Origin of the sequence: Nocardia terrae (assembly GCF_009760405.1) — a bacterium.
In the GTDB taxonomy this organism is placed as follows: Bacteria; Actinomycetota; Actinomycetes; order Mycobacteriales; family Mycobacteriaceae; genus Nocardia; species Nocardia terrae.
This window is the reverse complement of record NZ_WRPP01000002.1, coordinates 149,333-172,309: the sequence shown is the minus strand read 5'-3', so window position 1 is coordinate 172,309 and position 22,977 is coordinate 149,333. Positions and strand designations below refer to the sequence as shown.

Sequence of the window (22,977 nt, the reverse complement as noted above, 5' to 3'; positions counted from 1 at the left end):
CGCTCAGGCTACCACCTTTGATGATTATTAAATTTATTGTCCAGTTTCTAGTGGACTGACGATTCCAGCCGGTCTACCGTATGAACTATCTACTCAATTAATTGACTATTTGAGGTGGGCATGTACGACTACGACGCCATCGTCATCGGCGCGGGCAATGCCGGATTGACCGCCGCCGCGACCCTGCAGCGGGCCGGTACGCGGACGTTGCTGGTGGAGCGGCACAATGTGCCCGGCGGGTGCGGAACCTCGTTTCGGCGTGGACGATTCGAGTTCGAGGTGGCGCTGCACCAGCTGTCCGGGGTCGGGGTCACGGGGCAGCCGATCTCGTTGCGCGAGGGGCTCTTCCAGCAGCTGGGGATCGCGGATCAGCTGGAATTCGTGCAGGAGCACGACCTGTACCGGGCCGTGGTGCCCGGTGTCGTGGACGTGACCGTCCCGGCCGACTGGGATGCGGCCGTCGAGATGTTCGACACCGAGTTCCCGGGGAATCGGGATCGGGTCGCGCGGTTCTTCGAACTGGTCAAACAGGTGACGTTCTGGCAGATCGCGGCCATGCGCGGGATGCCGGGCGAGCAGATCGATCCGCTGCTGTTCCGCTACGGGCTGCGGCCGACGCGCGACGTGCTGGACGAGTTCTTCGAGGACGAGCGGATCAAGGTCGTGCTCGGGATGTACTGGACCTATCTCGGACAACCGCCGTCGGAGCTGCGGTTCCAGGACCTGGCGTTGACGCTGTTCGCGTACCTCGAGTTCAAGCCGTGGCATGTGCGCGGCGGATCGCAGGCCATGTCGGGGGCGGTGCTCGACTCGTTCCTGCGGGCGGGCGGAGAGGTTCGATTCAATACCGGCGTCGAGCGGATTCTCACCGAGAGCGGCCGGGTGATCGGAGTGCGGCTCGAGGACGGGTCCGAGGTGACCGCGCCCGATGTGGTGTCGAACGCGTCGCTGCCGACCACCTACGGCATGCTCGAGGGGATCGAGATTCCCGGCGCGGTACGAAATGACCTGGCCACCAGGCGAATCGGGGTGTCCGGGTTCGTCCTGCACATGGGCTTGGACGCCACGCCCGCCGAGCTGGGGTTCACCGCCAGCACCACCTTCGTCAACCGCGACACCGACGACGATCGCACCTACCGTGCGTGGAAGTCGTTCGAGCCCGCCCGTGGAATCTGCGTCAGCTCCTATGATGTCGCGCCGATCGGGTTCGCGCCCGCGGGGACGACCCATGTCAGCCTGATGACCTTGCAGTACGCGGACATCTGGCGCGATGTCGCGCCGCCGGAGTACGCGCGCACCAAGTTCGCCTTCGCGCAGACGCTGCTGGATCTGTGCGAGACGGTCACGCCCGGGATTCGCGACGCCATCGAAGAGGTCGATGTCGCAACGCCTTTGACCATGATGCGGTATCTGGGCCATCCCGGCGGTTCCATCTACGGCTACGACCAGGACGCCACCGAAGGCTGGCTGTTCCGCAACAGCGAGCGCGAAACCCATGTCCCCGGACTGCATGTCGCCGGTTCCTGGTCCGGCATGGGCGGATTCCAGCCCACCCTCGAAGCGGGGGCCCGCGTCGCGCGCCGCCTGCTGCGCACCACGGCCGCCTGAACGGAGCACATCGTGAAACGACATCCCCTTGCCACCCGATTCGACGGTGCGGCAGGCATTCTCGCCGAGATCGACGCCCGGATTCCCGAGACCCGCGACCACGCCGCCGAGACCCGGGCCATCGTCGATGCCTATCACCCGAAGCGGCTCTCGCTACGTGTCGAGGCCGTGGTCGAGGAAACGCCTTCCGCCAGGACGTTCCGGCTGCGCCGCCGCGACGGAGCCGGGCTGCCACCGTTTCTCGCGGGCCAGTACGTGAATCTGTTCGTCGACGGGACCAGCCGCCCGTTCGCCATCTCCTCGAGTCCGGCCACCCTCGATCACTACGACCTGACCGTGCGCCGAGTCCCCAACGGGCGCATCAGCAATCTGCTCATCGACAGCGTGGAAGCCGGACAGGTGCTCACCACGACCGGCCCGATGGGCACCTTCCACCACAATCCGCTCTTCCACGGCGATCGCGTGGTCTTCCTGGCAGGCGGTTCGGGCGTCGCACCCGCGATGAGCATGCTGCGCGACATCGCCGACCACGGACTCGACCGCGAATTCCATCTGGTCTACGGCTCTCGCGACGATGCCGACATCCTCTTCCGCGACGAACTCGACAGCCTCGCGGCCCGCCACCCGGGCATCACCGTCGACCACGTCATCGCCGACCCGTCCCCCGCATGGACCGGACGCACCGGCTTCCTCGACGCCGACACCCTCACCGACCTCCTCGGCCCCCTGGACAACCGCATGGTCTACATCTGCGGCCCCCAGGCCCTGTACCCGTACGCCCTCGGCCAACTGACCTCGCTCGCGCACCCCCGCAAGCGAATCCGCTTCGAGGCCAACGGCGCACCTACCGACCCCACCGCCCAACCGCACTGGCCGAACACCGCCGACCCCTCCGAGGAGGTGACGGTCACCTTCCGCGACACCGTCTTCCGCACCCGACGAGACAAACCCCTCCTCGACGCCCTCGAAGACCACGACATCCGCCCCGAAGCCGCCTGCCGCTCAGGCGAATGCAGCCTCTGCCGCATCCGAGTGCTCGAGGGCGAGGTTCACACCGCCACCGAAGCCAAACTCCGCCTATCGGACCGAGCCTCCGCCTACACCCACTCCTGCGTCGCCTACCCCTTGACCGACGTCGAACTGGACCTCTGACCCAAGCAGTCGAGTGGCACATTTTTCGGGATGAAACGGGCGTAACCCCGCCGGACTGTGCCACTCGGTAGCAGGGGGAGACTGGGGGCATGGACGGGGTCGATCGGGTGATCGTGGTGGACGCGGCGAACGTGGTCGGGTCGCGGCCGGATGGGTGGTGGCGGGACCGGGCCGGGGCGGCGCGACGGTTGCTCGGGGAATTGGCCGGGCTACAAGGGCGGCTTCCGGAGGGAGATTCGGTGGTCGTGGTGCTCGAAGGCGCGGCCAAGGGCGCTGCCGACGGAACCGAATACGAGGGCGTGCGGGTGGTGCTCGCCGAAGGGTCCGGCGACGACACGATCGTCGAGGTGACCGCGGCCGAACTGGCGAGGACATCGAACACGGGCTCGGTGACGGTGGTGACCGCCGACCGCGGATTACGTTCCCGCGTGGAGCCGTTGGGCGCGACGACGGTCGGCCCGACCTGGCTGCGGGAGCAACTGTCGGCACCCTGACCCAGGGGTGGAGGTGGGGGACCCTACCCTGACCGGACCCCGAGTAGGGATCCCCCGTGGGTGGGATTTGTCGGGAACGAGTTTTCGGTAGGTTCGGAACAGTGCAGCCGCCGTTGATCGTTCGCCTGCGCGGCGCATGCCTGGTGGTGGGGATGCTCTGCGCTTCATTGCTGGGACTTCTGTCGATGACCGCCCCGCAGGCCCGGGCCGATGGGGCGGCGAGCGGGGGTGATCTCACCGTGGCGCAGTCGCTGGGGGCTCGAGAGCTGACCGTGATCGTGCGGCGGGCCGAGCCGGGAGCGTTGCGGGTGGATGTGGTCACCCATGTGGGGACCGCTCCGGGAACGTTGACGTTGACCGCGACACCGGCGGATCAGGGCGGGGAGACCTCTTCGGGAACCGTGGAACTCGGCAGCCAACCCGGACCGTATTCGGCCACATTGCATGTCGACCATGCGGGGCCGTGGGAGCTGGCGGTGTCGGACGGGCAGCGGACGGCTCGGATTCCGTTCCTGGTCTCGGCCCGGGTGGTGACGCCCTGGGAGCGGGCCGCTTACGGGGGATTCTTCGCGGCGGGCGTGCTGCTACTGGTCGCGTTGGGGACCGCGGTGATCTCCAAGCGGGGATGGCCGACGCTGATTCCGGTGGGGGCGTTGATCGCGGCGCTCACCGTGGGGACCACGGGGGCGGTGCTGTCGGGTAGCGCGCCGCAGCCGCGCCCGGCGGGGAGTCTGCTCGACCCCACCTCGGGCAATATCGGGAATCCGTATCCGGAGCGGGATCTGCCGCTGACGACGAACTACTCGCGGCCGCCGGTGAATCTGGCGGTGCGTACGGCGCAGGCGGGGCAGAGCACGGAACTTCGGCTGGCGCTGACCGATTCGGCCACGGGCAGGCCGGTGGACGATCTGCTGGTCACCGACGACGCGTTCCTGCACCTGATGGTGGTCGGGCCGTCCGGGCGGTTCTGGCATCGGCATCCGATCCGGGTCGCGCCGGGCGAATATCGAGTCGAGCTGGGGCTGAACGAGTCCGGCGATTACGCCGTCGCCGCCGAGATCGCACGGCGCGGCGGTGGCGTGCAGCTGCTGCGGTCGTCGGTGCGGGTCGACGGCGGATCCGGTTCGGGCGCGGCCGATCCCGGCACCGGCGGGGGCACGCTCACCGCCACCGAGGCGGTCGCGGGCGAACCGACCACGCTCACCGCGGCCTTCGGCGGGTCCGCGGACCTGCAGCCGTGGCTGGGAATGCTGGGTCACCTCATCGCGGTCGGGCCGCTGCCCGACGGGGTGCCGACCGGCGCGGCCGCGGCGGGCGTCCCGGTGTGGGCGCACGCGCACGCCATGATGCCGCTGCCCGCGGTGGGCGCGCAGCCGCCGGACGAGACCGTCGCCGCCTACGGGCCGAATGTGGCCTTCACCTTCACTTTTCCGCAGCCCGGCCGGTATCTGGTCTGGGCGCAAGCCGAACGGGGGTACTCCGTCATGACCGTGCCCGCCACCGTGGACGTCCGAGCGGGGGCTCCGCAATGACCGCGCGCCGAGGGATACTCGTGGCCGCGGTGCTGCTGGCGGCCGCCCTGCTCACCTGGTGGCTGTGGCCGTCGAGCAGTTCGAAGCCGGTGGCGCGCAGTGCCGCCGGGCCCTACCTGGTGCAGTTGAAGGTCGATTCGCCGCGGACCGGCGACAATACCGTCGATCTCGACATCACCGATCAGCGCGGCGATTCCGCGACACCGGACCGGGTTTCGGTGGAACCGGCCATGCCGCAGATGGGTCACGCGTTGCCGCCGAGCACCGCCACGGCCGTCACGCCCGGGCACTACCGGGCGACGGTGAACCTTCCCATGCCGGGGCAGTGGGAGATCGCCGTCAAACTGTCCGGCGCACCGGGATCCGGCAGCGCCACCTTCTCCGTCCAGGCCAACTGAATTCGGGAGCAGCACATGGACCTCACCGCCGGTGGGAGCGTCGGCACCGCCGAGGCGTCCGCGCCCATCACCATCCGACCCTGGCTACCCGCGGCGATCCTGTTCGCGGCCAGCATCACCTTCTCCATCGGATCCACCTGGGATATCCAGTGGCACTCCGATGTCGGGCCCGACACCTTCTTCACCCTGCCGCACCTGTTCATCTACGCCAGCGCGGCGGTGGCCGGATTCACCGGTCTGACAGTCATTCTCGTCACCTCGGCGGCCGGACGGGCCGGGCGGCGCGTGAACGGTGAACTGGGCGGGCCGGGCATCAATGTGTTCGGGCGGACCTTCACCGCGCCGCTCGGGTACATGGTCGCCTCGCTCGGCGCGGCCTCGTTCCTGCTGTACGGGCTGTGGGATCTGTGGTGGCACAGCCTCTACGGATTCGACGCCATCATCGACTCGCCGCCGCACATCGGCCTGTTCCTGTCCAGCACCGTGATCTCGGTGGGCACGGTCATCGTGTTCGCGGCGGCGCGGGCGCACACCTGGGGCCGCATCGGCGCGCTGTTCGCGCTGGCGCACCTGGTCACCAACTCCACGGTGACCGCGCTCGCGGTGCAGCGGCTCAGCGGCGGGACCGTGCGCTGGACGGTGGTGGTCACCGCGTTCATGGTGATCCTGATGCTCATCGCGGGTGCGGGATTCACCCGCTGGGGCGCGACCATCACCGCCGTGTTCGGGTCGGCGACGCAGGCTGTGTTCTGGTGGTTCGCGCCGTGGGCGGCCCGCGCCTACGCCGACTTCGTGGGATTGCCCATGCGCGAACACATTCGGGGCATTCCGTCCACGCCGGCGCTGATCCCGTTCGTGCTGATCCCGGTCGGGATCGTGGTCGATCTGCTGCTGCGCCGCAGCGGCCGTGACGGCGTCGCCCGGCTGCTGCCCGCTCTCGCGGGTGCGGTGGGTGGCGCGATCATCGCGGGCTTCAACCCGATTCAGAACATCATCATCTACGACGCCCACATCTCCCGGGCGGCGGTCATCATCGCCACCACCGTCGCCGCCGCCCTACTCGGCGCACTCGGCGGATTCCTGGGCTGGCGCTTCGGCGGCATGCTCCGGCTGACCGCGCCCGGCCAGGAGGCCCTCGCATGATCAAGCGACTATTCGCCGCCGCCGCAACGATTCTCACGGTCTTCGCGCTGTCCATGACGGCCGCGGGCACCGCCTCGGCCTACCAGCCGGTCAATATCGTCCACACCGAACACGTGCAGGCCGGGCCCTACTCGCTGACCATCGGCTTCAGCGAATGGCCCTTGCGGGCAATGCAATCGCTGGACTTCACGTTCATCCCCGACGGCGGCATCGACGACAAGTCCGGCACCCTCACCGAAGTCCAGCCCAACGGCAAGATCCGCCGCGAGGAGCCCCTGTCCCGCCATCCCCGCAAACGCGAGGACTGGGGCCTGGACGTGCGCTCGCTGGATCAGCAGGGCGCCTGGACCTTCCGCTTCGCCATCGACGGCCCGCAGGGCCACGGCGTCGGCGAGCTCCCGAACCTCACCGTCCTGAAGCAGCCCGGTCCCCCGCTGGGCATCAGCTGGGCGGTGAGCAGCATCCCCCTCATCGGCCTGATCATCTTCCTGACCTACGCCTGGCGCCGCACCCGCCGCCCCACTCCGGCCCTCCAGCCCGCCTAGCCTCCAACGATCAAGATCAGGGAGCTCGCACCGCCGGAATTCGGACAGAATTCCACGGCGGGAGCTCCCTGATCTTGTTCAGGCCGTGAGGCGGAGGCGGCGGGAGAGGTCGGAGGCGAAGACGCGCTCCGGGTCGGCGGCGTCGCGGATGGCGCGCCATTCGTCGAGGCGGGGGTACATGGCTCGGATCATGTCGGGAGTGGTGCGGGAGTCCTTGGCGAAGTAGAGGCGGCCGCCCGCGTCGAGGACTCGCTGGTCCAGTTCGGCGCAGAAGTCGCCGAGGCCGGGGGTGAGCGGGAAGTCCAGGCTGAGCATGAAGCCGGGGTGGGGCCACGACAGCGGCGCGGGGTTGCTCGCGCCCATGCGCTTGAAGACGTTGAGGAACGAGCGGTGGCCGGAGTGCGCGATCCGCCGGACCGTCGCGGCCAGTTGGCGTTCCGCGCCGTAGGGCATGGAGAACTGATACTGCAGGAAGCCGCGGCGGCCGTAGGCGCGGTTCCACTCTCCGAGCAGATCCAGCGGGTGGTAGAACTGCGTCAGGTTCTGGATGCGGCCGCGGGCCCGCTTGGGGTAGATGCGGTGGGTGGCCTCGGCGGCCAGCCGGATGGTGAAGGCGTTGACCATGCCGTTGGGGAAGATGTCGGGCACCGTGAGCAGTTGTGGCGCATCGAATTTCAGCGGATCGCGGCGCAGCTTCGGGGGCAGTTGGTCCAGGGTGGCGAGGGAGCCGCGGCTGAAGCCCGCACGGCCGAGGCGGCCGTCGGTGCTGACGGTGTCGGGGACCGACATGGAGTACTCGTAGCCGTCGTCGGAGCCGCCGGTGAGCAGTTCCATGGTTTCGTCGAGGCTGTCGGTGCGGTCGTTGTCGACGATGAAATACGCGGTTTCGGTGTGCTTCATACGGACTCGGGCGCGCACGATGACGCCGGTCAGGCCCATGCCGCCGACGGTGGCCCAGAACAGCTCCGATTCCGCGCCTTCCGGGGTGAGGGTGCGCACCGCGCCGTCGGCGGTGAGCAGATCCAGCGAGACCACGTGATTGCCGAAGCTGCCGTGCGAGTGGTGATTCTTGCCGTGGATGTCGGAGGCGATCGCCCCGCCGACGGTGACCTGGCGGGTGCCGGGCAGGACCGGGACCCACAGGCCCTGGGGCAGTACGGCTTTCATCAGGGCGTCGAGGCTGACGCCGGCGTCGGCGTCGACGATTCCGGAGTCGGGATCCACGCTGTGGATGCGGTGGAAGGCGGTCATGTCGATGACCAGGCCGCCGCCGTTCTGGGCGGGATCGCCGTAGCTGCGGCCCAAGCCGCGGGCGATGACCCCGCGCGCACCCGCCGTGCCGACGGCCTTGGCGACCGTGTCGAGATCGGGTGTCGAAAGGACCTGCGCCACCGATGATGCGGTGCGGCCCCAGCCCGACAGTGGACGTTGATCGATCACCGATCCCCCTTGGATGAAATTCACTCCCGCCACCGTACCGGGACGCGCGAGTCCGCTATTTCGCGTCCGCGTAGCACTCGACGATCGCGGTCGTGAGGGGGAAGCGGACCGGGGTCGGGCCGAAGGCCAGGCGGCCCGCGTTGTCCGCGGCGGTCGCGATGGCCGCGGCGACGGCTTCGGCTTCCTCCTCGGGGCAGTGCACGATCACCTCGTCGTGCTGGAAGAAGACCAGTTCGGCGCGCAGGCCACCGCGATGCAGGGCGGCGCGCAGGCCCGCGAGGACCAGCAGCGTCCAGTCGGCGGCGCTGCCCTGGACCACGAAATTGCGGGTGAAGCGACCACGAGCCCGCGCACGGGGAGTGTTGCCGTAGCCGGAAGATCCGTCCTCGCCGTCGATTTGGTCGAAGCTGCCCGCCGGTGGGCAGGTGCGGCCGAACCAGGTGCGGACCAGACGGCCCTCCTCCCCCGCGTTGGCCGCGTCGTCGACGTAGGCGACCGCGGCCGGGTAGCGGCGGCGCAGCTCGGCCATGTGGGTGAGGGCGTCGCCGGAGGTCTGGCCGTAGATCGCGCCCAGCATGGCGATCTTCGCCTGGGCGCGGTCGCCGCCGAAGGCGCGGGCCGCCAGGTCGGCGTAGAGATCCTCGCCCCGCCCGGCCACCTCCATCAGGCCCGGATCGCGCGAGATCGCCGCCAGCACCCGCGGTTCCATCTGATCGGCGTCGGCGACCACCAGCCGCCAGCCCGGGTCGGCGCGGATGGCGCGGCGCACGAGCTTCGGAATCTGCAGCGCGCCACCGCCGTTGGTGGTCCACCGGCCGCTCACGGTGCCGCCGGGCAGATATTCGGGCCGGAACCGGCCCTCGTGGACCCACTGCTCGATCCACGACCAGCCGTGGGCGGTGTAGAGGCGGTAGAGGGACTTGTACGCCAGCAACGGCGCGACCGCCGGATGATCGATCTCCTGCAACTCCCATTTCCTGGTGGAGGACAACAGGATTCCGACCCGGGCGAAGGCTTTGACAATGTCGTTGGGCAAATCCGGGCGCACCCGCATCCCGAACGCCCGCGAGACCTCGTCGGCGAGCTCGGCCATCCGCCGCGGTTCGCCCCCACCCGACATGCGTTCCCCCAGCACCGAATCGAGCAATTCCCGGTGCAGGTCCGCCCGCCAGGGAATCCCCGCGCGCGACATCTCCGCGGCCACCAGCATGCCCGCGGACTCCCCCGCCAGCAGCATCCGCATCCGGTCGGGAAATTCGGCGCGGGCGGTACGGGCGAGCTGCCCTTGGTAAACCTCGAGCAGCGCGGTGAATTCGTCCGCACCGGACGGCAGCGGCACCGGGCCCGATTCGAACAGCACCGGCTCGGTATCGGCCGCCCGCAGCGGAGCGTCCGGCGGAACCGGCAACCGGTGCAGCCGCGCCCATGCGGCCGCCAGCGACCGCGGCTGCCCGGACTGCCCCTCCTCGTGCCCGATGAGCAGTGCCTCCGCCGCCTCCACGTCGTAGCAGCGGTCCACTCGCACACCGTCCGCGAGCAGGCGGCGGTAGATCCCCGCGGTCGACCGCCACACCCAGCGCTCGACCTCCGGCCGCGACCGCACCGCCGCAGCCAGCGAGGGCTCCTCGAGCACTGGTCCCGCGGGCTGCCCGTCCGGCCCCAGCGGGCACAGCCGTGCACCACCCTCACCCGTCTCGGCCACCGCCCATCTCATGGAAGCGAGTCTTGCAGCAGGTACAGACATCTTCGCGCAGCCACGACCACGACGGGGCGATCATGGTTGCGTCGATCGGGTCACCTTGTCAGGATGACGGCCGTATGCCTCTACCTATCGATATCGCGCGGGACAGCCTCGAGGGCCTGTCCGTCGGGGACGCGCTGGGAGCTCAATTCTTCGTACCGGGCAGATCCGTCCCCGATCTGCTCGCCGGAAAACCACCCACCGGTCCGTGGGAATGGACCGACGACACCGAGATGGCCTGCTCGGTCTACACCGAGATCCGCGACCACGGCCACATCGACCGCGATCGGCTCGCGGACCTCTTCGCGCGACGCTGCGAACCCTATCGCGGTTACGGCGGCGGCACCGTCGTTGTGCTGCACCGGATTCGGGACGGACAGCCGTGGGCCGAGGCCGCCGCCGCTGGATTCGGCGGGGTCGGCTCGTGGGGCAACGGCGCGGCCATGCGGGTCGCGCCCCTGGGGGCGTATTTCGCCGGGGAGCCGGACCGGGCCGCCGCGCACGCGGCGTCGAGCGCGGAGGTGACACACCGCCATCCGGAGGCGATCATCGGGGCCATGGCGGTCGCGGTGGCGGCGAGCCACGCGGCGGGCAGCCGTGGAAGACGGTGCGCGCCCGCGGAATTGCTGGACGCGGTCGAGCCGTATCTGATCGATGGGCGGACCGCGGCCGGGATCCGGCGGGCACGTGCGCTGCTGGGTCGCCCGGTGGCCGAAGCCGCGTACGAGCTCGGCAACGGGGCACAGGTCAGCGCGCAGGACACGGTGCCGTTCACGCTGTGGGCGGCCGCGACGTTCCTCGACGACTATCCCGGCGCGATCACCGCCTGCGTCGAGGCGGGCGGTGACGCCGATACCACCGCCGCGATCGTCGGCGGAATCGTGGCCGCGCGCACCGGGATCGGCGCGCGCGGCGTGCCCGAAGCCTGGCTGGCAGCGCGAGAGGCGCTGCCGGCCTGGGTCGAATGACCTGTGCCCGAGGTCAGTTCGCGGCGGCGGGGTCGGTGGCGGCGGCCAACGCGCCGACCTCGTAGGAGCCGCCCTTCTGATGCAGGATCACCGCCATCCGATTGGCGGCGTTGATCAGGGCGACCTCCGCGACCAGGGCGGCGATCTGGTCGTCGTCGAAGTGCTTGCGCACCAGTGCCCAGGTGTCGTCGGAGACGCCCTGGTACGCGTCGGCCAGGCGGGTGCCCTCCTCGGTGAAGGCGAGGGCGGCCTGTTCGGCCTCGGTGAAGACGGTCGATTCGCGCCAGGTCGCCGTCAGGTTGACGCGGACGGCGGGTTCGCCGGCGGCGACCAGTTCCTTGGTGTGCATGTCGACGCAGAAGCCGCAGCCGTTGATCTGGCTGGCGCGCAGGCTCATCAGCTCCAGGGTCGCGTGCGGGACGGTGGACTGGCTCATGAGCGCGCCGAGATTGCCGAAGCGCTTGACGAGCTTCGCGCCGAACTCGGTGGCGAACAGATCCAGACGGGGTTCCATGATGTCGTGCTCCTTCGTTGCGAATGGGACGACCATGAGGTGCCGCCGGGCCGCGGTTTGTGACACCGCCCGACTATGACCGATGCCACACCGCGAATCCGCTTGTCCGGCTCAGGCGTTCAGCGCACCCAGGATGTAGGGGCGGGCCTTCCTGTCGCATCGGCCCCGACCCCGATGTGAGTGAAGCGCAATCTGTTCAAAATTGCGCCGGGCGAGGCGGATTCGATACCAGGGGCTATGACAAGATCGCATCACCAGGCAACGTTCGGCAACATTAAGAGCATGCTGTGGCGAGTGTGAGGAACCGCGCCGAAAGATCGTGCGGCAGACATCCGGACCTGACTTCCGGGCGACGGACCAGTAGCGTCCCCGGTCGTGAACAAGTATCAGAAGATCGGACGCGTCGCGATCGCCTCGCTGGCCGTCGTGAGCGCGCTGGGGTTGTCCGCGTGTGGCAGCGGGGACAAGCCGGGAGCTGCCAAGCCTTCCAAGACGACCACCTCCAAGACCGTCGCGGCACAGAGCAACAACTACCCGCCCGTCCCGACCGCGGCGGACCTCAATGCGAAATTCCAGGTCGGCGTCGACCCCAATACCCCCAATGAGCAGAAGCTCGAGTTCTTCCAGGGCGTCTCCGCCGACCCGACCCTGCCGCAGCGCCTGACCGACTTCTACAAGCAGTCCAACGCCACGGTCACCGTCACCAACGTGACCGACCTGGGCAACGGCACCCTCACCGCCGACGCGGAATTCGCCCTCAGCGGCGGCCAGCCGCAGAAGGCCGTCGTCCCCTTCGTCGCCGAAGACGGCAAGTGGAAGGTCCAGAAGGACTGGATCTGCCAGATGCTCTCCCTGGGCAACCAGACCTCCCCCGCCTGCAGCTGATCCGGCTCTCCGAGGAAGCGCACGCCGTGCCCGGCACGGCGTGCACCTCCCGGCACTCACCGCACGATCGGCTCGGCCCGCTCCAAGATCGCGTCCACGGTCTCCTCGACCGTCAGATCCGAATTGTCGAGCCACAACCCGAGCCGAGGCGTGCTCTCGCGTAATCCCGTATCGAGGTCCGCCACGGTGAAGATCCCGTAGGCGTTCTTGGCCCGCCCCGCCTCCCGCCGCTCCACCACCTCCGGCCGCGGCGCCAGCACCACGACATACAGCGGGTCGGTACGAATCCGGCCGACGAAGTACGGCAACATCTCCCCCAACACCACATCCTGAATCACCGCGGTGAACCCCTCCCTCACATAGTCGTCGGCCGCCCGCGCCGCCATCCGGTGCCGCAACCGCAACTGCTCGAGCGCCTCCGCCGAGGGATCGGGCGACATGTCCTCGCGCCCACCCACCACAAACCGCCGGAACACATCTCCCCGCACATGCGCGGACCGCGGCAGCCGCTCCGCAAGCGCCTGCGCCACAGTCGATTTCCCGGCAGCCTGGATCCCGGTGACCAGATATACCGCTGAAGCCGGAGCATGCGACACGAGAGCCTCCTGGGTGATCCGCCGAAACCGTGCGCGATCTCGATCGAGGGGTCGGCGATACATCCCCACCGTATCGGCCGCGCCGCGGAAACACGCGGATGATCTCCTGGGCTATTCGGGCACGGATGGGGGGCGGGGTCGAATAGCGTGGGCGTGTTGACGTCGAGAGGGGTCGAGATGCGGGCCGGGATGCTGACTGTGGCGGAGTTGGTGGAGCAGGTCGAGGCGGGGGCGGTGGACACCGTCTTGGTGGCCATGACCGATATGCAGGGGCGGTTGCAGGGGAAGCGTTGTTCGGCACGGTATTTCGTGGAGGAGGTGCTGGATCAGGCGACGGAGGCCTGTAACTATCTGCTGGCCGTCGACGTGGAGATGACCACGGTCGACGGGTACGAGATGTCGTCGTGGGAGACCGGGTACGGGGATTTCGTGCTGCGACCGGATCTGGCGACGCTGCGGCTGGTGCCGTGGTGGCCGGGGACCGCGATGGTGCTGTGCGACGTGGAGCAGGTGGATCCGCACGGGAAACAGGGGGTGCCGGTCACCGCCTCGCCCAGGCAGGTGTTGCGGGCGCAGCTGGATCGGCTCGCCGAGCACGGGCTCTACGCCTACGTGGGAACCGAACTCGAGTTCCTGGTCTTCGACGACACCTACGAGGCCGCGTTCCGGAGCGGGTATCGGGATCTGACGCCGGCCAATCAGTACAACGTCGACTATTCGATGCTGGGCACCAGCCGGATCGAGCCGCTGCTGCGGCGCATCCGCACCGAGATGTCCGGCGCGGGAATGTATGTCGAGTCCGCGAAGGGCGAATGCAATCCGGGTCAGCATGAGATCGCCTTCCGCTACGACGAGGCGCTGGTCACCTGCGACAACCACAGCATCTACAAGACCGGAGCCAAGGAGATCGCCGCGCAGGAGGGGCGCAGCATCACCTTCATGGCGAAATACAATGAGCGGGAAGGCAATTCCTGCCACATCCATCTCAGCCTGCGCGATGCGGCGGGCGAGCCGGTGTTCGCCGACGGGGACGGCTCCTCGGCGGTGTTCCGGCACTTCATCGCCGGACAGCTGGACAGCCTGCGCGAGCTGACCTACATGCTGGCCCCGAACATCAACTCCTACAAACGCTTTCAGGCGGGCAGCTTCGCGCCGACCACGCTGGCCTGGGGACGCGACAACCGCACCTGCTCGCTGCGCGTCGTCGGGCACGGGCCGTCGCTGCGATTGGAGAACCGGATCCCGGGCGGGGACGTGAACCCCTACCTGGCCGTCGCCGCGGTGATCGCCGCCGGACTGCACGGCATCGACCAGCAGCTCCCGCTGGAACCCGAATTCCACGGCAACGCCTACCGTTCGCACCGCCCGCGCGTGCCCCACACCCTGCGCGAGGCCGCCCAGCTCTTCGGCGAGTCCAAGGTCGCGCAGAAGGCGCTGGGCCCGGAGGTCGTGCGGCACTACCGCAATGCCGCGCAGGTCGAACTCGACGCCTACGACGCGGCCGTCACCGACTGGGAGCGGGTCCGTGGCTTCGAACGACTCTGACACCGGACCCCGGTCCAACTCCGGCTCCGCCGGGCGGCCGATCATCGGCCTGCCCACCTACTCCGAACGCACCCGCTTCGGCCATTGGGACGTCGATGCCGCGGTGCTCTCGCGCACCTACGTCGAGCTGACCGAGCGGGCGGGCGGCATCCCGGTCCTGTTGCCGCCCATCGGAACACCGCGCCCCGAGCTCGTCGAGCGGCTCGACGGCCTGGTGCTCACCGGCGGGGCCGACCTCGACCCCGCCCGCTACGGCGCGCCCGCCCATCCGGCCACCCGCGGCCTGCGCCCCGACCGCGACGAATCCGAGTTCGGGCTCTTCACGCTGGCGCGGCAGGCGGGCCTACCGGTGCTGGCGATCTGCCGGGGACTGCAACTGGTGAACGTAGCGCTGGGCGGCACACTGCTGCAGCATGTTCCGGACACCGTCGGGCACACCGACCACTCCCGCGAGCCCGGCGTCTTCACGGTCACGACCGCCACCACGGTCCCCGGCAGCCAGGTGGCCGCGATCGTGGGACCGGAGGTGAAGGCGCACTGCCATCACCATCAGGCCATCGACGCCCTGGCCCCCGAGCTCACCGCGTCGGCGCACGCCCCCGACGGCATCATCGAGGCCGCCGAGACCCGCAGCGGCCCTTTCCTGCTGGGCGTGCAATGGCATCCGGAGGAGAACACGACCGACACCCGCCTCATGCGGGCGCTCGTCGAACACGCGGCACAGTACGGAAAGGAGCGCAACCGGTGACAACCACCGAGGTCGTCAACCCCGCCACCGAGCAGACGGTGGCCACCATCGATCTGGCCGACGCGGCCGCCACCGACGCCGCCATCGCGCGGGCGCAGCGGGCGTTCGAGAGCTGGCGCGCGGTCGCCCCCGGTGATCGGGCGCGGCTGCTGCGGCGCTTCGCCGAGGCCGTCGACGCCGAGATCGAGCAGCTGGCCCGGCTCGAGGTGAGCAATGCCGGGCACACCATCGGCAATGCCCGCTGGGAGGCGGGCAATGTCCGCGATGTCCTGCACTTCAGCGCCGGGATGCCGGAACGCCTGCTGGGCAGCCAGATTCCGGTGGCCGGGGGTGTCGACATCACCTTCTGCGAACCGCTGGGCGTGGTCGGGCTCATCGTGCCGTGGAACTTCCCCATGCCCATCGCGGCCTGGGGCTTCGGGCCCGCGCTGGCCGCCGGGAACACCGTGGTGCTCAAGCCCGCGGAACTGACCCCGCTGACCGCCATCCGGCTCGGCGAGCTCGCCCTGGAAGCCGGGCTGCCCGAGCACGTCTTCCAGGTGGTCCCGGGCAAGGGCTCGGTGGTCGGGGCGCGCTTCGTCACCCATCCGGCGGTGCGCAAGGTGGTGTTCACCGGCTCCACCGAGGTCGGCAAGCAGATCATGGCCGGGTGCGCCGAGCAGGTGAAGCGGGTGACCCTCGAATTGGGCGGCAAGAGCGCCAATATCGTGTTCGCCGACGCGGATATCGAGCGCGCCGCGGCCACCGCACCCTACGGCGTGTTCGACAATGCCGGGCAGGACTGCTGCGCTCGGTCCCGGATCCTGGTGCAGCGCGGTGTTTTCGACCGTTTCCTGGAACTGCTGGAACCGGCCGTGCAGGGCGTCGTGGTGGGCGATCCGTCCGACGCCACCACCGAGATGGGCCCGCTCATCTCCGCGGCCCACCGCGACCGGGTCGCCGGATTCCTGGAGCCCTCGACCAAGGTCGCCTTCACCGGCGCCCGCCCCGACGGCCCCGGATTCTGGTTCCCGCCAACGGTTGTGCTGCCCTCGGGCCCCGAGGACCGGGTGCTGACCGAGGAGGTGTTCGGGCCGGTCGTGACGGTGCAGCCGTTCGACGACGAGGCCGAGGCCCTGCGGCTGGCCAACGACACCGAATACGGGCTGTCGGGGTCCATCTGGACCTCCGATGTCGGTCGCGCCCTGCGGGTGGCGCGCGGCGTCGAAGCCGGGAACCTGTCGGTGAATTCGCATTCCTCGGTGCGGTATTGGACCCCGTTCGGCGGCTTCAAGCAGTCCGGGCTGGGCCGCGAGCTCGGGCCCGACGCGGCGCGCGCCTTCACCGAGACCAAGAACGTCTTCCTCGCCACCGAATGAGACCCTCAATCCGATCAGAAGGAGATACGTTGCAGCGCTTACAGGATCGAGTCGCGGTGGTCACCGGCGGCGGCAGCGGCATCGGCCTGGCCACCGTCCGGCGCTTCGCCGCCGAGGGCGCGAAGGTCGTCGTCGCCGATATCGACGCGACCTCCGGGCAGGCCGCCGCGGCCGAGGTCGGCGGCCTGTACGTGAAGGTGGACGTCACCGACGAGGACCAGGTGCGGTCGATGTTCCAGACCGCCGTGGACACCTACGGCGGCCTCGACATCGCCTTCAACAACGCGGGAATCTCACCGCCGGAGGACGATTCGATCCTCACCACCGGCCTCGAGGCGTGGAAGCGGGTGCAGGAGGTCAACCTGACCTCGGTGTACCTGTGCAGCAAGTACGCCATCGAGCACATGCTGGTGCGCGGCAAGGGCTCGGTCATCAATACCGCGTCCTTCGTCGCCGTCATGGGCGCGGCCACCTCGCAGATCTCCTACACCGCCTCCAAGGGCGGCGTGCTGTCGATGAGCCGCGAACTCGGAGTCCAGTTCGCGCGCCAGGGCATTCGCGTCAACGCGCTGTGCCCGGGACCGGTCAACACTCCCCTGCTGCAGGAACTGTTCGCCAAGGATCCCGAGCGCGCCGCGCGCCGGCTCGTGCACATCCCCACCGGACGCTTCGCCGAACCGGAGGAGATCGCCGCCGCCGTGGCCTTTCTCGCCAGCGACGATTCCTCCTTCATCACCGCCTCGCAGTTCCTGGTCGACGGCGGCATCTCCGGGGCGTACGTGACCCCGCTGTAGCCGTCAGGAACCGGCGGGGGCTTCGGTGCCCGCCGGTTCCTCGACCGTCCGCTTGGGCCCGGTGAACCAGCGGCGGGCCGACACGAACCACCAGACGGCGATGGCCCCGACCACGCCGACCAGGGTGAGCGGCGCGTAATTGACCGCGTTCCAGGTGAATCCGTCCACCCACGGGTACCCGTGGTCGTCGGTCGGCAGGATGAACAGCACGCTGATGATCACGATCCAGACCAGCGAGATCACCCCGACCGGCAGATACCAGCGGCCCAATTGCCAAGGGCCGGTCTGGAATCGCTCCCCGTGCCGCAACCGCAGCAGGATCGGGATGCCGTAGGCGATGTACAGGCCGATGGTCGCCACCGAGGTGGCCGCGGCGTACGCCGTCGGCGCGTTCGCCTCGGGCACCAGCATCGAGGGGATCAGCAGGATGAACGCGAACACCGAGACGAACAGCACCGCGTGCACCGGCACCTTGCGCGCCGAGAGCCGCGCCCAGAATTTCGATCCCGGCACCGCGCGGTCACGCGCGAAGGCGAACAGCATCCGGGAGGCCGCCGTCACCGAGGCGTAGCCGCAGAACAATTGGGCCATCGCGGCGATGATCAGCAGCAGACCGGACCAGAACGAATTCAGCGAGTTCTGCAGGATGTAGATGACCGGGTAGCCGCTGTTCTTCGTCGGATCCAGCGAGTCGTCGAGACTGGGAATCGCGAAGGTCACCGCCATGATCAGCAGGTAACCCGCGATCGCCGAGACCACGATGGTGTTGATGATCCCCTTGGCCGCCGTTCGCGAGGCATCGTGGGTCTCCTCCGACATGTGCGCCGACGCGTCGTATCCGGTGAAGGTGTATTGCGCGTGCAGCAACCCGAGCAGGAAACTCACCGCCACCCCGCCGAATCCGATCGCGGAATTGTCCACGGTCTTGGTGAACACGAATCCGACGCTCTGATGATGGTGCGCACCGAATCCCAGCACCAGCACGAAGACCGCGACACCACCCACGTGCCACCACGCCGACACATTGTTGATGACCGCCGACAGGTGCGGCCCGATCACATTCAATACCGCGTGCAGCACGATGATTCCGGCGAACACCAGGAAGATGGCATTGCGGTCGGTGCCGATGCCGACACCGATGACATCGAGCACCACGGTGGTGAAAACCGCCGCGCCGTAATCGATGGCCGCGGTCACCGCGATCTGCCCGATCAGATTGAACCAGCCGGTGAACCAGCCCCACACCGGCCCGCCCAGCTCCGACGCCCACCAGTACAGCCCGCCCGACGTCGGATAGGCCGAGGCCAATTCGGCCATCGCCAATCCGACGAACAGCACCATCACCGACACCAGCGGCCAGCCCCACGCCATGGTGATGGGTCCGCCGTTCTGCAGGCCGATCCCATAACTCGCCAATCCACCGGTCAGAATCGACACAATCGTGAAACTGATGGCGAAATTGGAGAATCCGGACCAGGATCGCGCCAATTCCTGTTTGTACCCGAGTTCGGCGAGCCGCCGTTCGTCATCATCGGGTCGGGGCTGGGTTGCGGTCATGAGAACTCCCGAGTGAAAACGCCGCCCTCACACGGCGTTTGCCAGGAGCCCAGTGTGCGCGCCCCCGCCCCGACCCGCAGCGCAACGCGGAAACTGATCAGTCGGTCGGGGCCCGCGGTCGGACGACCGGCCCCGAGGAAAACGTCAGGCGCGCAGGGCCGATGCGGTGAGCGCGATCAGGCGGTCGACGGCGGCTTCGGAGGTCGACTCCGAGGCCGCGGACAGGGCGTGCAGGCAGTAGGCGGCGAGCTCTTGCGGGGGGACGTCGGCGCGGAGTTCGCCTGCGGCGGCGCCTTCTTCGATGAGGTCGCGGATCAGGGCGCGAAGTTGGTTCTGCGCGTTGACGATGTGTTCGTCGGGGTGCAGGAAGGTCACCAATTCGCGGTCGTGGCCGCCGGTCTGCTGGGCGATGTGGGCGTAGGCGGTGAGCACGGCGTCGAGTCGGCGACCGGGGCTGCCCTCGCCGTCGCGGGCCCGCACGAGTTCGCCGAGGTGGGCGTCGATGCGGCGGGCGTGCCAGGTGCGCAGGATGGTCTCGACGTCGGAGAAGTACTTGTAGAGCGTCGCGCGCCCGATGCCGGCCCGCTCGGCGACCTGGGACATGGTGACCCCGCGCAGTCCCTGCTCGAAAGCCAGTGCGGCGGTGGCGTCCAGGATCGCGTCGCGGACCTCGCGGCGATGGGCGTCGATCGTTTCGTTCCACAGCTTCGGCACCAGACAACCATACATACTGACCGACCTGTAGACACTGACGCTTGACCATAGACACAATGTCTCGATAAATTCGAAGGTATGACGACACCAGGCCACAACCCGCATCCCGGATACCGCGATCCCAACGCGCCCGACACCCTGTACGCGACCAAACCGCCGTGGGACATCGACCGCCCGCAGCCCGCCTTCGCCGCCCTTGCCGCGGCCGGGGCGCTGCGCGGCCGGGTCCTCGATCTCGGTTGCGGCACAGGCGAACACGCCCTGCTCGCCGCGGGCCTCGGGCTCGACGCCACCGGCATCGACCAATCCGCGCAGGCCCTCGGGACGGCCCGGGAGAAGGCCGCCGAGCGGGGATTGCAGGCGACCTTCGTCCGCCACAACGCCCTCGAGCTGGGCACGCTCGGCGAGGACTTCGACACGGTGCTGGACTGCGGCCTGTTCCATCTCTTCGACGGTGAGGACCGCGTCGCGCTGGTCGACGGCCTCACCACGATCGTTCGCCCGGGTGGCCGCTATTTCCTGCTCGGCTTCAGCGATCGCCAGCCGGGCACCTGGGGTCCGCACCGGCTCACCCGCGCCGAGATCGAATCCGCCTTCCCGGCCGACGACTGGCACCTGAATTCGCTCGAACCGGCGACCCTCGACATCAACCCGAGCCCCACCGCGGTCGCGGCCTGGCTCGCCGTGTTCACCCGAAGCTGACGTCGATGCCCACGCTCGAAGCCCGGATCCCCACCGACCGGCCCGCCCGCTACCTGCGCCAGTTCCGCACCCACGCCGAGGCCATGGCCTCCCCCCGCGGCCGCCGACTCCGCGCACACGCCGGAAACCAGCACTCCCCCAACACTGTTCAGCTGCGCGTGGAAGGCACCGACGACCGCACCGTCGCCCACTTCGACCCATGGGGAACGTGCACCCTGACCGCGACGACCAACACCCTCGTCATTCGCCTCGACGCACCCGACACCACCGCCCTGGACCGCCTCCGCGACCTCATCACCGCCGACCTCGCCCGCTTCGCCCGCGGCGCCCTCACCATCGAGTGGAACCCCATCCAATTCCGAACCGGATAGCGTCGCCGAAGCGACTCTGGATACGGATTCCCCGTCACGCATACGCTTCGCGCGGCGGGTGGAGGTTCGCTACTCGCTCACGGCCTCTACCTTCAGGATCTGGCACAGGTCGGGGCTTGCGGGTATACGCGCTCGAGCCGACCGGGGCGTTCGAGTCGGGCTCCGATATCACATCAAGACCGCGAGCCACATACCGCGTCGACAAGGTTGCCGACATCACGCGCCCGTTCGACAACCGCTACAGCGGCGGAGGTTTTCAGTATTTCAGTTGCGGTGGGAATCGTGGGCGGTCACTGTTGCTGGATCGGCTCTGCCAGTGCGGCCGGACCGCGGGGTCAACGAGCCGAGACGGGAGGGGAATCGTAATGATCGCTCGGCGTGGTGATTTCATAGTTTTCATCGTGACGGCCTTCGGACTGGCATGGGTGCTCGGGGTGGGGCCGTGGCTCGATGGTCAGGGGCTGCGGTCGCATTGGCTGAGGACCGGCGCGGGGTTGATGATGCTCACGCCGACGCTGGGGGTACTGGCGGTCGCCGGCTCTCGCCGAATCTCATTGTCGGAGCTGGTCTCTCAGGTCGGACTCCGATTGGGAGACAAACCGGCCCGGGTCCTGTGGTCGATCATCGGAGCCTGGCTGGGCATGATCGCATTAGTGTGGGGCGCATTCGGCCTGGCGGCGGCATTCGGGCTGTTCGAGTTCGACTTCAGCTACTACAACGCAGGGTGGATGGCCGCCCTGCTCGTCGCCGACCTGACCACAGCGATCCTGGTCAACATTCCGCTGACGCTCGGCGAGGAAATAGGCTGGCGCGGATGGCTGATGCCACAACTCGTCAACCGATTCGGGATCTTCGCGGGAGTGATCACCACCGGTGTCATCTGGGCGCTGTGGCACGCCCCGTTGACATTGCTCGGCTACAACTATCCGGAGCTCGGGGCGTGGGCGGTCGTCGCCTTCATCGGATTCTGTGTGACCGTCGGCTGCATCCTCGGCTGGCTTCGACTCTGGTCGGGCAGTGTCTGGCCGTCCGCGGTGGCCCACGCGGCATCGAACGCGACCATGGGTTCGATCAGTGTGTTCGCAGCCTCCGGCCGGCAGCCGCACTCCCTGCTCAGCGCCGGCGGTGTTACCGGCTGGGTGCTCTTCGCGATCGTCGCGGCGACACTGTTCGCCATCTTCCCGGTGCGCACGGCCGGCCACCGCGATCGGCCCGCCGGCGGGCATGCATTACGAGACGCCGCGGGCGTTTCACGAAACTACCGTTTGTGACCGACGCCGCCGACTATGCACTCGCGGACCGGGCTGAGATTCTGCAGGCGCGGCCCGTCTTGCCACCAGTCGTCACACAGCACCAATCCGGGCTCGACCATCTCCAGATCGCCGAACATGGCCTGGATTTCGTCGCGGGTGCGGAAACGACCGCTGCCCATCGGGCTGTGGATGAACTTCTCCTCCATTTTCGCCGCCAATTCGCTGAGCTCGGGCTTTTGTGGGTCCTGAGGATCGAAGAAGTGCGAGATGGCCACGAATGATCCGGCGGGCAGGGCATCGATGTAGGTCTGCATCAACTTGGCCGAGTCATCGCCGAGGTAGTGGTGCAGGGTTCCGACCTGCAGCAGCGCCAGCGGACGGGTGAAATCCAAATGCTCGAGCACGGATTCGTTCTCGAGCACTTCCAGCGGCTGGAAGATATCGGCGGTCCCGATCAGGGCCTTGTCGTTTTCGGCCAGGAGCGCCCGACCGTGCGCGAGGACCATGGGATCGTTGTCCAGATACATCACCCGGGCATCGGAGTTGATCCGCTGCACCACCTGATGTGTGTTCTCCGCCGTCGGCAACCCCGATCCAAGATCCAGGAACTGATCGATCCCCGCAGAACGAGCCAAGAATCGGCACACTCGGATCAGGAAGTCACGATTGGCCCACGCCAGGTCGGTGGCCTGTGGTGCGGCCTGCTGCACCCGAGCGAGAACCTCACGATCGACCTCGAAATTGTCTTTTCCGTTGAGGAATGCATCGTAGACCCGTGCGATGCTGGCGCGAGAAGTGTCCACCCCGACCGGCACTGAGCTGGGGTAGTCGGATTTGGACATCGCTGACTCCTCGGTGTGGCGTCTCCGGATCGCCACAAGTATGCGCCAGACGACCGGCGAACATTGCGCGAATGCAT

Annotated in this window: 23 protein-coding genes; 16 read left to right on the top strand and 7 right to left on the bottom strand. The window is 68.4% G+C overall.

What is annotated here, in order from left to right; genetic code table 11:
* The first annotated feature begins 120 nt into the window (after window positions 1–120).
* From GPX89_RS10575 to GPX89_RS10545, 7 genes are all read left to right on the top strand, one after another.
* Window positions 121–1,608 (top strand): phytoene desaturase family protein, encoded by a 1,488-nt coding sequence (locus GPX89_RS10575; RefSeq protein WP_157387346.1) that lies wholly within the window; start codon window positions 121–123, stop codon window positions 1,606–1,608.
* Window positions 1,609–1,620: 12 nt separating this feature from the next.
* The gene (locus GPX89_RS45835; protein WP_328601693.1) at window positions 1,621–2,760 is read left to right on the top strand and encodes a 2Fe-2S iron-sulfur cluster-binding protein; all 1,140 of its coding nucleotides are present in this window, start codon (window positions 1,621–1,623) and stop codon (window positions 2,758–2,760) included.
* Between the two features lie 89 nt (window positions 2,761–2,849).
* Complete coding sequence (locus GPX89_RS10565) at window positions 2,850–3,254, top strand: NYN domain-containing protein (protein ID WP_157387345.1); 405 nt, start codon at window positions 2,850–2,852, stop codon at window positions 3,252–3,254.
* 101 nt (window positions 3,255–3,355) lie between these two features.
* Window positions 3,356–4,786: a hypothetical protein gene (locus GPX89_RS10560; protein WP_328601692.1), complete on the top strand. Its 1,431-nt coding sequence runs from the start codon at window positions 3,356–3,358 to the stop codon at window positions 4,784–4,786.
* Window positions 4,783–5,184, top strand: coding sequence for a FixH family protein (locus GPX89_RS10555; RefSeq protein WP_157387344.1), 402 nt, complete (start codon window positions 4,783–4,785; stop codon window positions 5,182–5,184). Before GPX89_RS10560 ends, GPX89_RS10555 begins: the two co-directional genes overlap by 4 nt.
* Before the next feature lie 15 nt (window positions 5,185–5,199).
* A complete protein-coding gene (locus GPX89_RS10550) occupies window positions 5,200–6,327 on the top strand; it encodes a hypothetical protein (protein WP_157387343.1) in 1,128 nt (375 codons plus the stop codon).
* Window positions 6,324–6,872 (top strand): hypothetical protein, encoded by a 549-nt coding sequence (locus GPX89_RS10545; protein ID WP_198347362.1) that lies wholly within the window; start codon window positions 6,324–6,326, stop codon window positions 6,870–6,872. Before GPX89_RS10550 ends, GPX89_RS10545 begins: the two co-directional genes overlap by 4 nt.
* A 78-nt stretch (window positions 6,873–6,950) precedes the next feature.
* Here GPX89_RS10545 and GPX89_RS10540 read toward each other — a convergent pair whose 3' ends face one another.
* Window positions 6,951–8,345 (bottom strand): FAD-binding protein, encoded by a 1,395-nt coding sequence (locus tag GPX89_RS10540; RefSeq protein ID WP_407939372.1) that lies wholly within the window; start codon window positions 8,343–8,345, stop codon window positions 6,951–6,953.
* A 22-nt stretch (window positions 8,346–8,367) separates the two neighbouring features.
* Complete coding sequence (locus tag GPX89_RS10535) at window positions 8,368–10,026, bottom strand: bifunctional 3'-5' exonuclease/DNA polymerase (RefSeq protein WP_157387342.1); 1,659 nt, start codon at window positions 10,024–10,026, stop codon at window positions 8,368–8,370.
* Between the two features lie 104 nt (window positions 10,027–10,130).
* Between GPX89_RS10535 and GPX89_RS10530 the strand changes: the two genes are divergently transcribed.
* Window positions 10,131–11,021, top strand: coding sequence for an ADP-ribosylglycohydrolase family protein (locus GPX89_RS10530; RefSeq protein WP_157387341.1), 891 nt, complete (start codon window positions 10,131–10,133; stop codon window positions 11,019–11,021).
* A 13-nt stretch (window positions 11,022–11,034) separates the two neighbouring features.
* Here GPX89_RS10530 and GPX89_RS10525 read toward each other — a convergent pair whose 3' ends face one another.
* Window positions 11,035–11,535, bottom strand: coding sequence for a carboxymuconolactone decarboxylase family protein (locus GPX89_RS10525; RefSeq protein ID WP_157387340.1), 501 nt, complete (start codon window positions 11,533–11,535; stop codon window positions 11,035–11,037).
* 375 nt (window positions 11,536–11,910) lie between these two features.
* Here GPX89_RS10525 and GPX89_RS10520 point away from each other — a divergent pair, with 375 nt between their 5' ends.
* Entirely contained in the window at window positions 11,911–12,420 is a 510-nt protein-coding gene (locus GPX89_RS10520; RefSeq protein ID WP_328601690.1) for a hypothetical protein, read from the top strand.
* 56 nt (window positions 12,421–12,476) lie between these two features.
* On the opposite strand, the gene GPX89_RS10515 is transcribed toward GPX89_RS10520, so the two are convergent.
* Entirely contained in the window at window positions 12,477–13,016 is a 540-nt protein-coding gene (locus GPX89_RS10515; RefSeq protein ID WP_328601689.1) for an AAA family ATPase, read from the bottom strand.
* Between the two features lie 177 nt (window positions 13,017–13,193).
* On the opposite strand from GPX89_RS10515, the gene GPX89_RS10510 reads away from it, so the two are divergent.
* The 4 genes from GPX89_RS10510 to GPX89_RS10495 are packed head-to-tail and all read left to right on the top strand — an operon-like array spanning window position 13,194 to window position 17,461.
* Window positions 13,194–14,561, top strand: a complete 1,368-nt coding sequence (locus GPX89_RS10510; protein WP_157388092.1) for a glutamine synthetase family protein — start codon at window positions 13,194–13,196, stop codon at window positions 14,559–14,561.
* Window positions 14,542–15,309 (top strand): gamma-glutamyl-gamma-aminobutyrate hydrolase family protein, encoded by a 768-nt coding sequence (locus tag GPX89_RS10505; protein ID WP_328601688.1) that lies wholly within the window; start codon window positions 14,542–14,544, stop codon window positions 15,307–15,309. The genes GPX89_RS10510 and GPX89_RS10505 overlap by 20 nt, the downstream gene beginning before the upstream one ends.
* A complete protein-coding gene (locus GPX89_RS10500; protein ID WP_328601687.1) occupies window positions 15,306–16,667 on the top strand; it encodes an aldehyde dehydrogenase family protein in 1,362 nt (453 codons plus the stop codon). Before GPX89_RS10505 ends, GPX89_RS10500 begins: the two co-directional genes overlap by 4 nt.
* The gene (locus tag GPX89_RS10495) at window positions 16,664–17,461 is read left to right on the top strand and encodes a 3-oxoacyl-ACP reductase (protein ID WP_157387336.1); all 798 of its coding nucleotides are present in this window, start codon (window positions 16,664–16,666) and stop codon (window positions 17,459–17,461) included. Before GPX89_RS10500 ends, GPX89_RS10495 begins: the two co-directional genes overlap by 4 nt.
* A 3-nt stretch (window positions 17,462–17,464) precedes the next feature.
* Here the strand turns inward: GPX89_RS10495 and GPX89_RS10490 are convergent, their stop codons facing one another.
* Both GPX89_RS10490 and GPX89_RS10485 read right to left on the bottom strand, forming a co-directional pair.
* Window positions 17,465–19,018 carry an amino acid permease gene (locus tag GPX89_RS10490; RefSeq protein WP_157387335.1) on the bottom strand — a complete coding sequence of 518 codons (1,554 nt, stop codon included), beginning with the start codon at window positions 19,016–19,018 and terminating at the stop codon, window positions 17,465–17,467.
* A gap of 144 nt (window positions 19,019–19,162) precedes the next feature.
* The gene (locus tag GPX89_RS10485; protein ID WP_328601686.1) at window positions 19,163–19,732 is read right to left on the bottom strand and encodes a TetR/AcrR family transcriptional regulator; all 570 of its coding nucleotides are present in this window, start codon (window positions 19,730–19,732) and stop codon (window positions 19,163–19,165) included.
* Between the two features lie 78 nt (window positions 19,733–19,810).
* On the opposite strand from GPX89_RS10485, the gene GPX89_RS10480 reads away from it, so the two are divergent.
* From GPX89_RS10480 to GPX89_RS45830, 3 genes are all read left to right on the top strand, one after another.
* Window positions 19,811–20,434 carry a class I SAM-dependent methyltransferase gene (locus GPX89_RS10480; protein WP_157387333.1) on the top strand — a complete coding sequence of 208 codons (624 nt, stop codon included), beginning with the start codon at window positions 19,811–19,813 and terminating at the stop codon, window positions 20,432–20,434.
* A gap of 5 nt (window positions 20,435–20,439) precedes the next feature.
* Window positions 20,440–20,805, top strand: a complete 366-nt coding sequence (locus tag GPX89_RS10475) for a DUF2218 domain-containing protein (protein WP_157387332.1) — start codon at window positions 20,440–20,442, stop codon at window positions 20,803–20,805.
* Between the two features lie 401 nt (window positions 20,806–21,206).
* On the top strand, window positions 21,207–22,076 hold the full coding sequence (locus tag GPX89_RS45830) for a CPBP family intramembrane glutamic endopeptidase (protein ID WP_157387331.1): 870 nt from the start codon (window positions 21,207–21,209) through the stop codon (window positions 22,074–22,076).
* Here the strand turns inward: GPX89_RS45830 and GPX89_RS10465 are convergent.
* Window positions 22,064–22,900 carry an SAM-dependent methyltransferase gene (locus GPX89_RS10465; protein ID WP_157387330.1) on the bottom strand — a complete coding sequence of 279 codons (837 nt, stop codon included), beginning with the start codon at window positions 22,898–22,900 and terminating at the stop codon, window positions 22,064–22,066. The genes GPX89_RS45830 and GPX89_RS10465 overlap by 13 nt on opposite strands.
* Window positions 22,901–22,977 lie beyond the last annotated feature (77 nt).

Excerpts from the sequence above, each read along its gene's own strand:
- GPX89_RS10490 (WP_157387335.1), bottom strand. The coding sequence starts at position 19,018 with ATGACCGCAACCCAGCCCCGACCCGATGATGACGAACGGCGGCTCGCC.
- GPX89_RS10555 (WP_157387344.1), top strand. The coding sequence starts at position 4,783 with ATGACCGCGCGCCGAGGGATACTCGTGGCCGCGGTGCTGCTGGCGGCC.
- GPX89_RS10530 (WP_157387341.1), top strand. The coding sequence starts at position 10,131 with ATGCCTCTACCTATCGATATCGCGCGGGACAGCCTCGAGGGCCTGTCC.
- GPX89_RS10510 (WP_157388092.1), top strand. The coding sequence starts at position 13,194 with ATGCGGGCCGGGATGCTGACTGTGGCGGAGTTGGTGGAGCAGGTCGAG.
- GPX89_RS10545 (WP_198347362.1), top strand. The coding sequence starts at position 6,324 with ATGATCAAGCGACTATTCGCCGCCGCCGCAACGATTCTCACGGTCTTC.
- GPX89_RS10475 (WP_157387332.1), top strand. The coding sequence starts at position 20,440 with ATGCCCACGCTCGAAGCCCGGATCCCCACCGACCGGCCCGCCCGCTAC.
- GPX89_RS10525 (WP_157387340.1), bottom strand. The coding sequence starts at position 11,535 with ATGGAACCCCGTCTGGATCTGTTCGCCACCGAGTTCGGCGCGAAGCTC.
- GPX89_RS10535 (WP_157387342.1), bottom strand. The coding sequence starts at position 10,026 with ATGAGATGGGCGGTGGCCGAGACGGGTGAGGGTGGTGCACGGCTGTGC.
- GPX89_RS10495 (WP_157387336.1), top strand. The coding sequence starts at position 16,664 with ATGAGACCCTCAATCCGATCAGAAGGAGATACGTTGCAGCGCTTACAG.
- GPX89_RS10565 (WP_157387345.1), top strand. The coding sequence starts at position 2,850 with ATGGACGGGGTCGATCGGGTGATCGTGGTGGACGCGGCGAACGTGGTC.
- GPX89_RS10480 (WP_157387333.1), top strand. The coding sequence starts at position 19,811 with ATGACGACACCAGGCCACAACCCGCATCCCGGATACCGCGATCCCAAC.
- GPX89_RS10465 (WP_157387330.1), bottom strand. The coding sequence starts at position 22,900 with ATGTCCAAATCCGACTACCCCAGCTCAGTGCCGGTCGGGGTGGACACT.
- GPX89_RS10575 (WP_157387346.1), top strand. The coding sequence starts at position 121 with ATGTACGACTACGACGCCATCGTCATCGGCGCGGGCAATGCCGGATTG.
- GPX89_RS10550 (WP_157387343.1), top strand. The coding sequence starts at position 5,200 with ATGGACCTCACCGCCGGTGGGAGCGTCGGCACCGCCGAGGCGTCCGCG.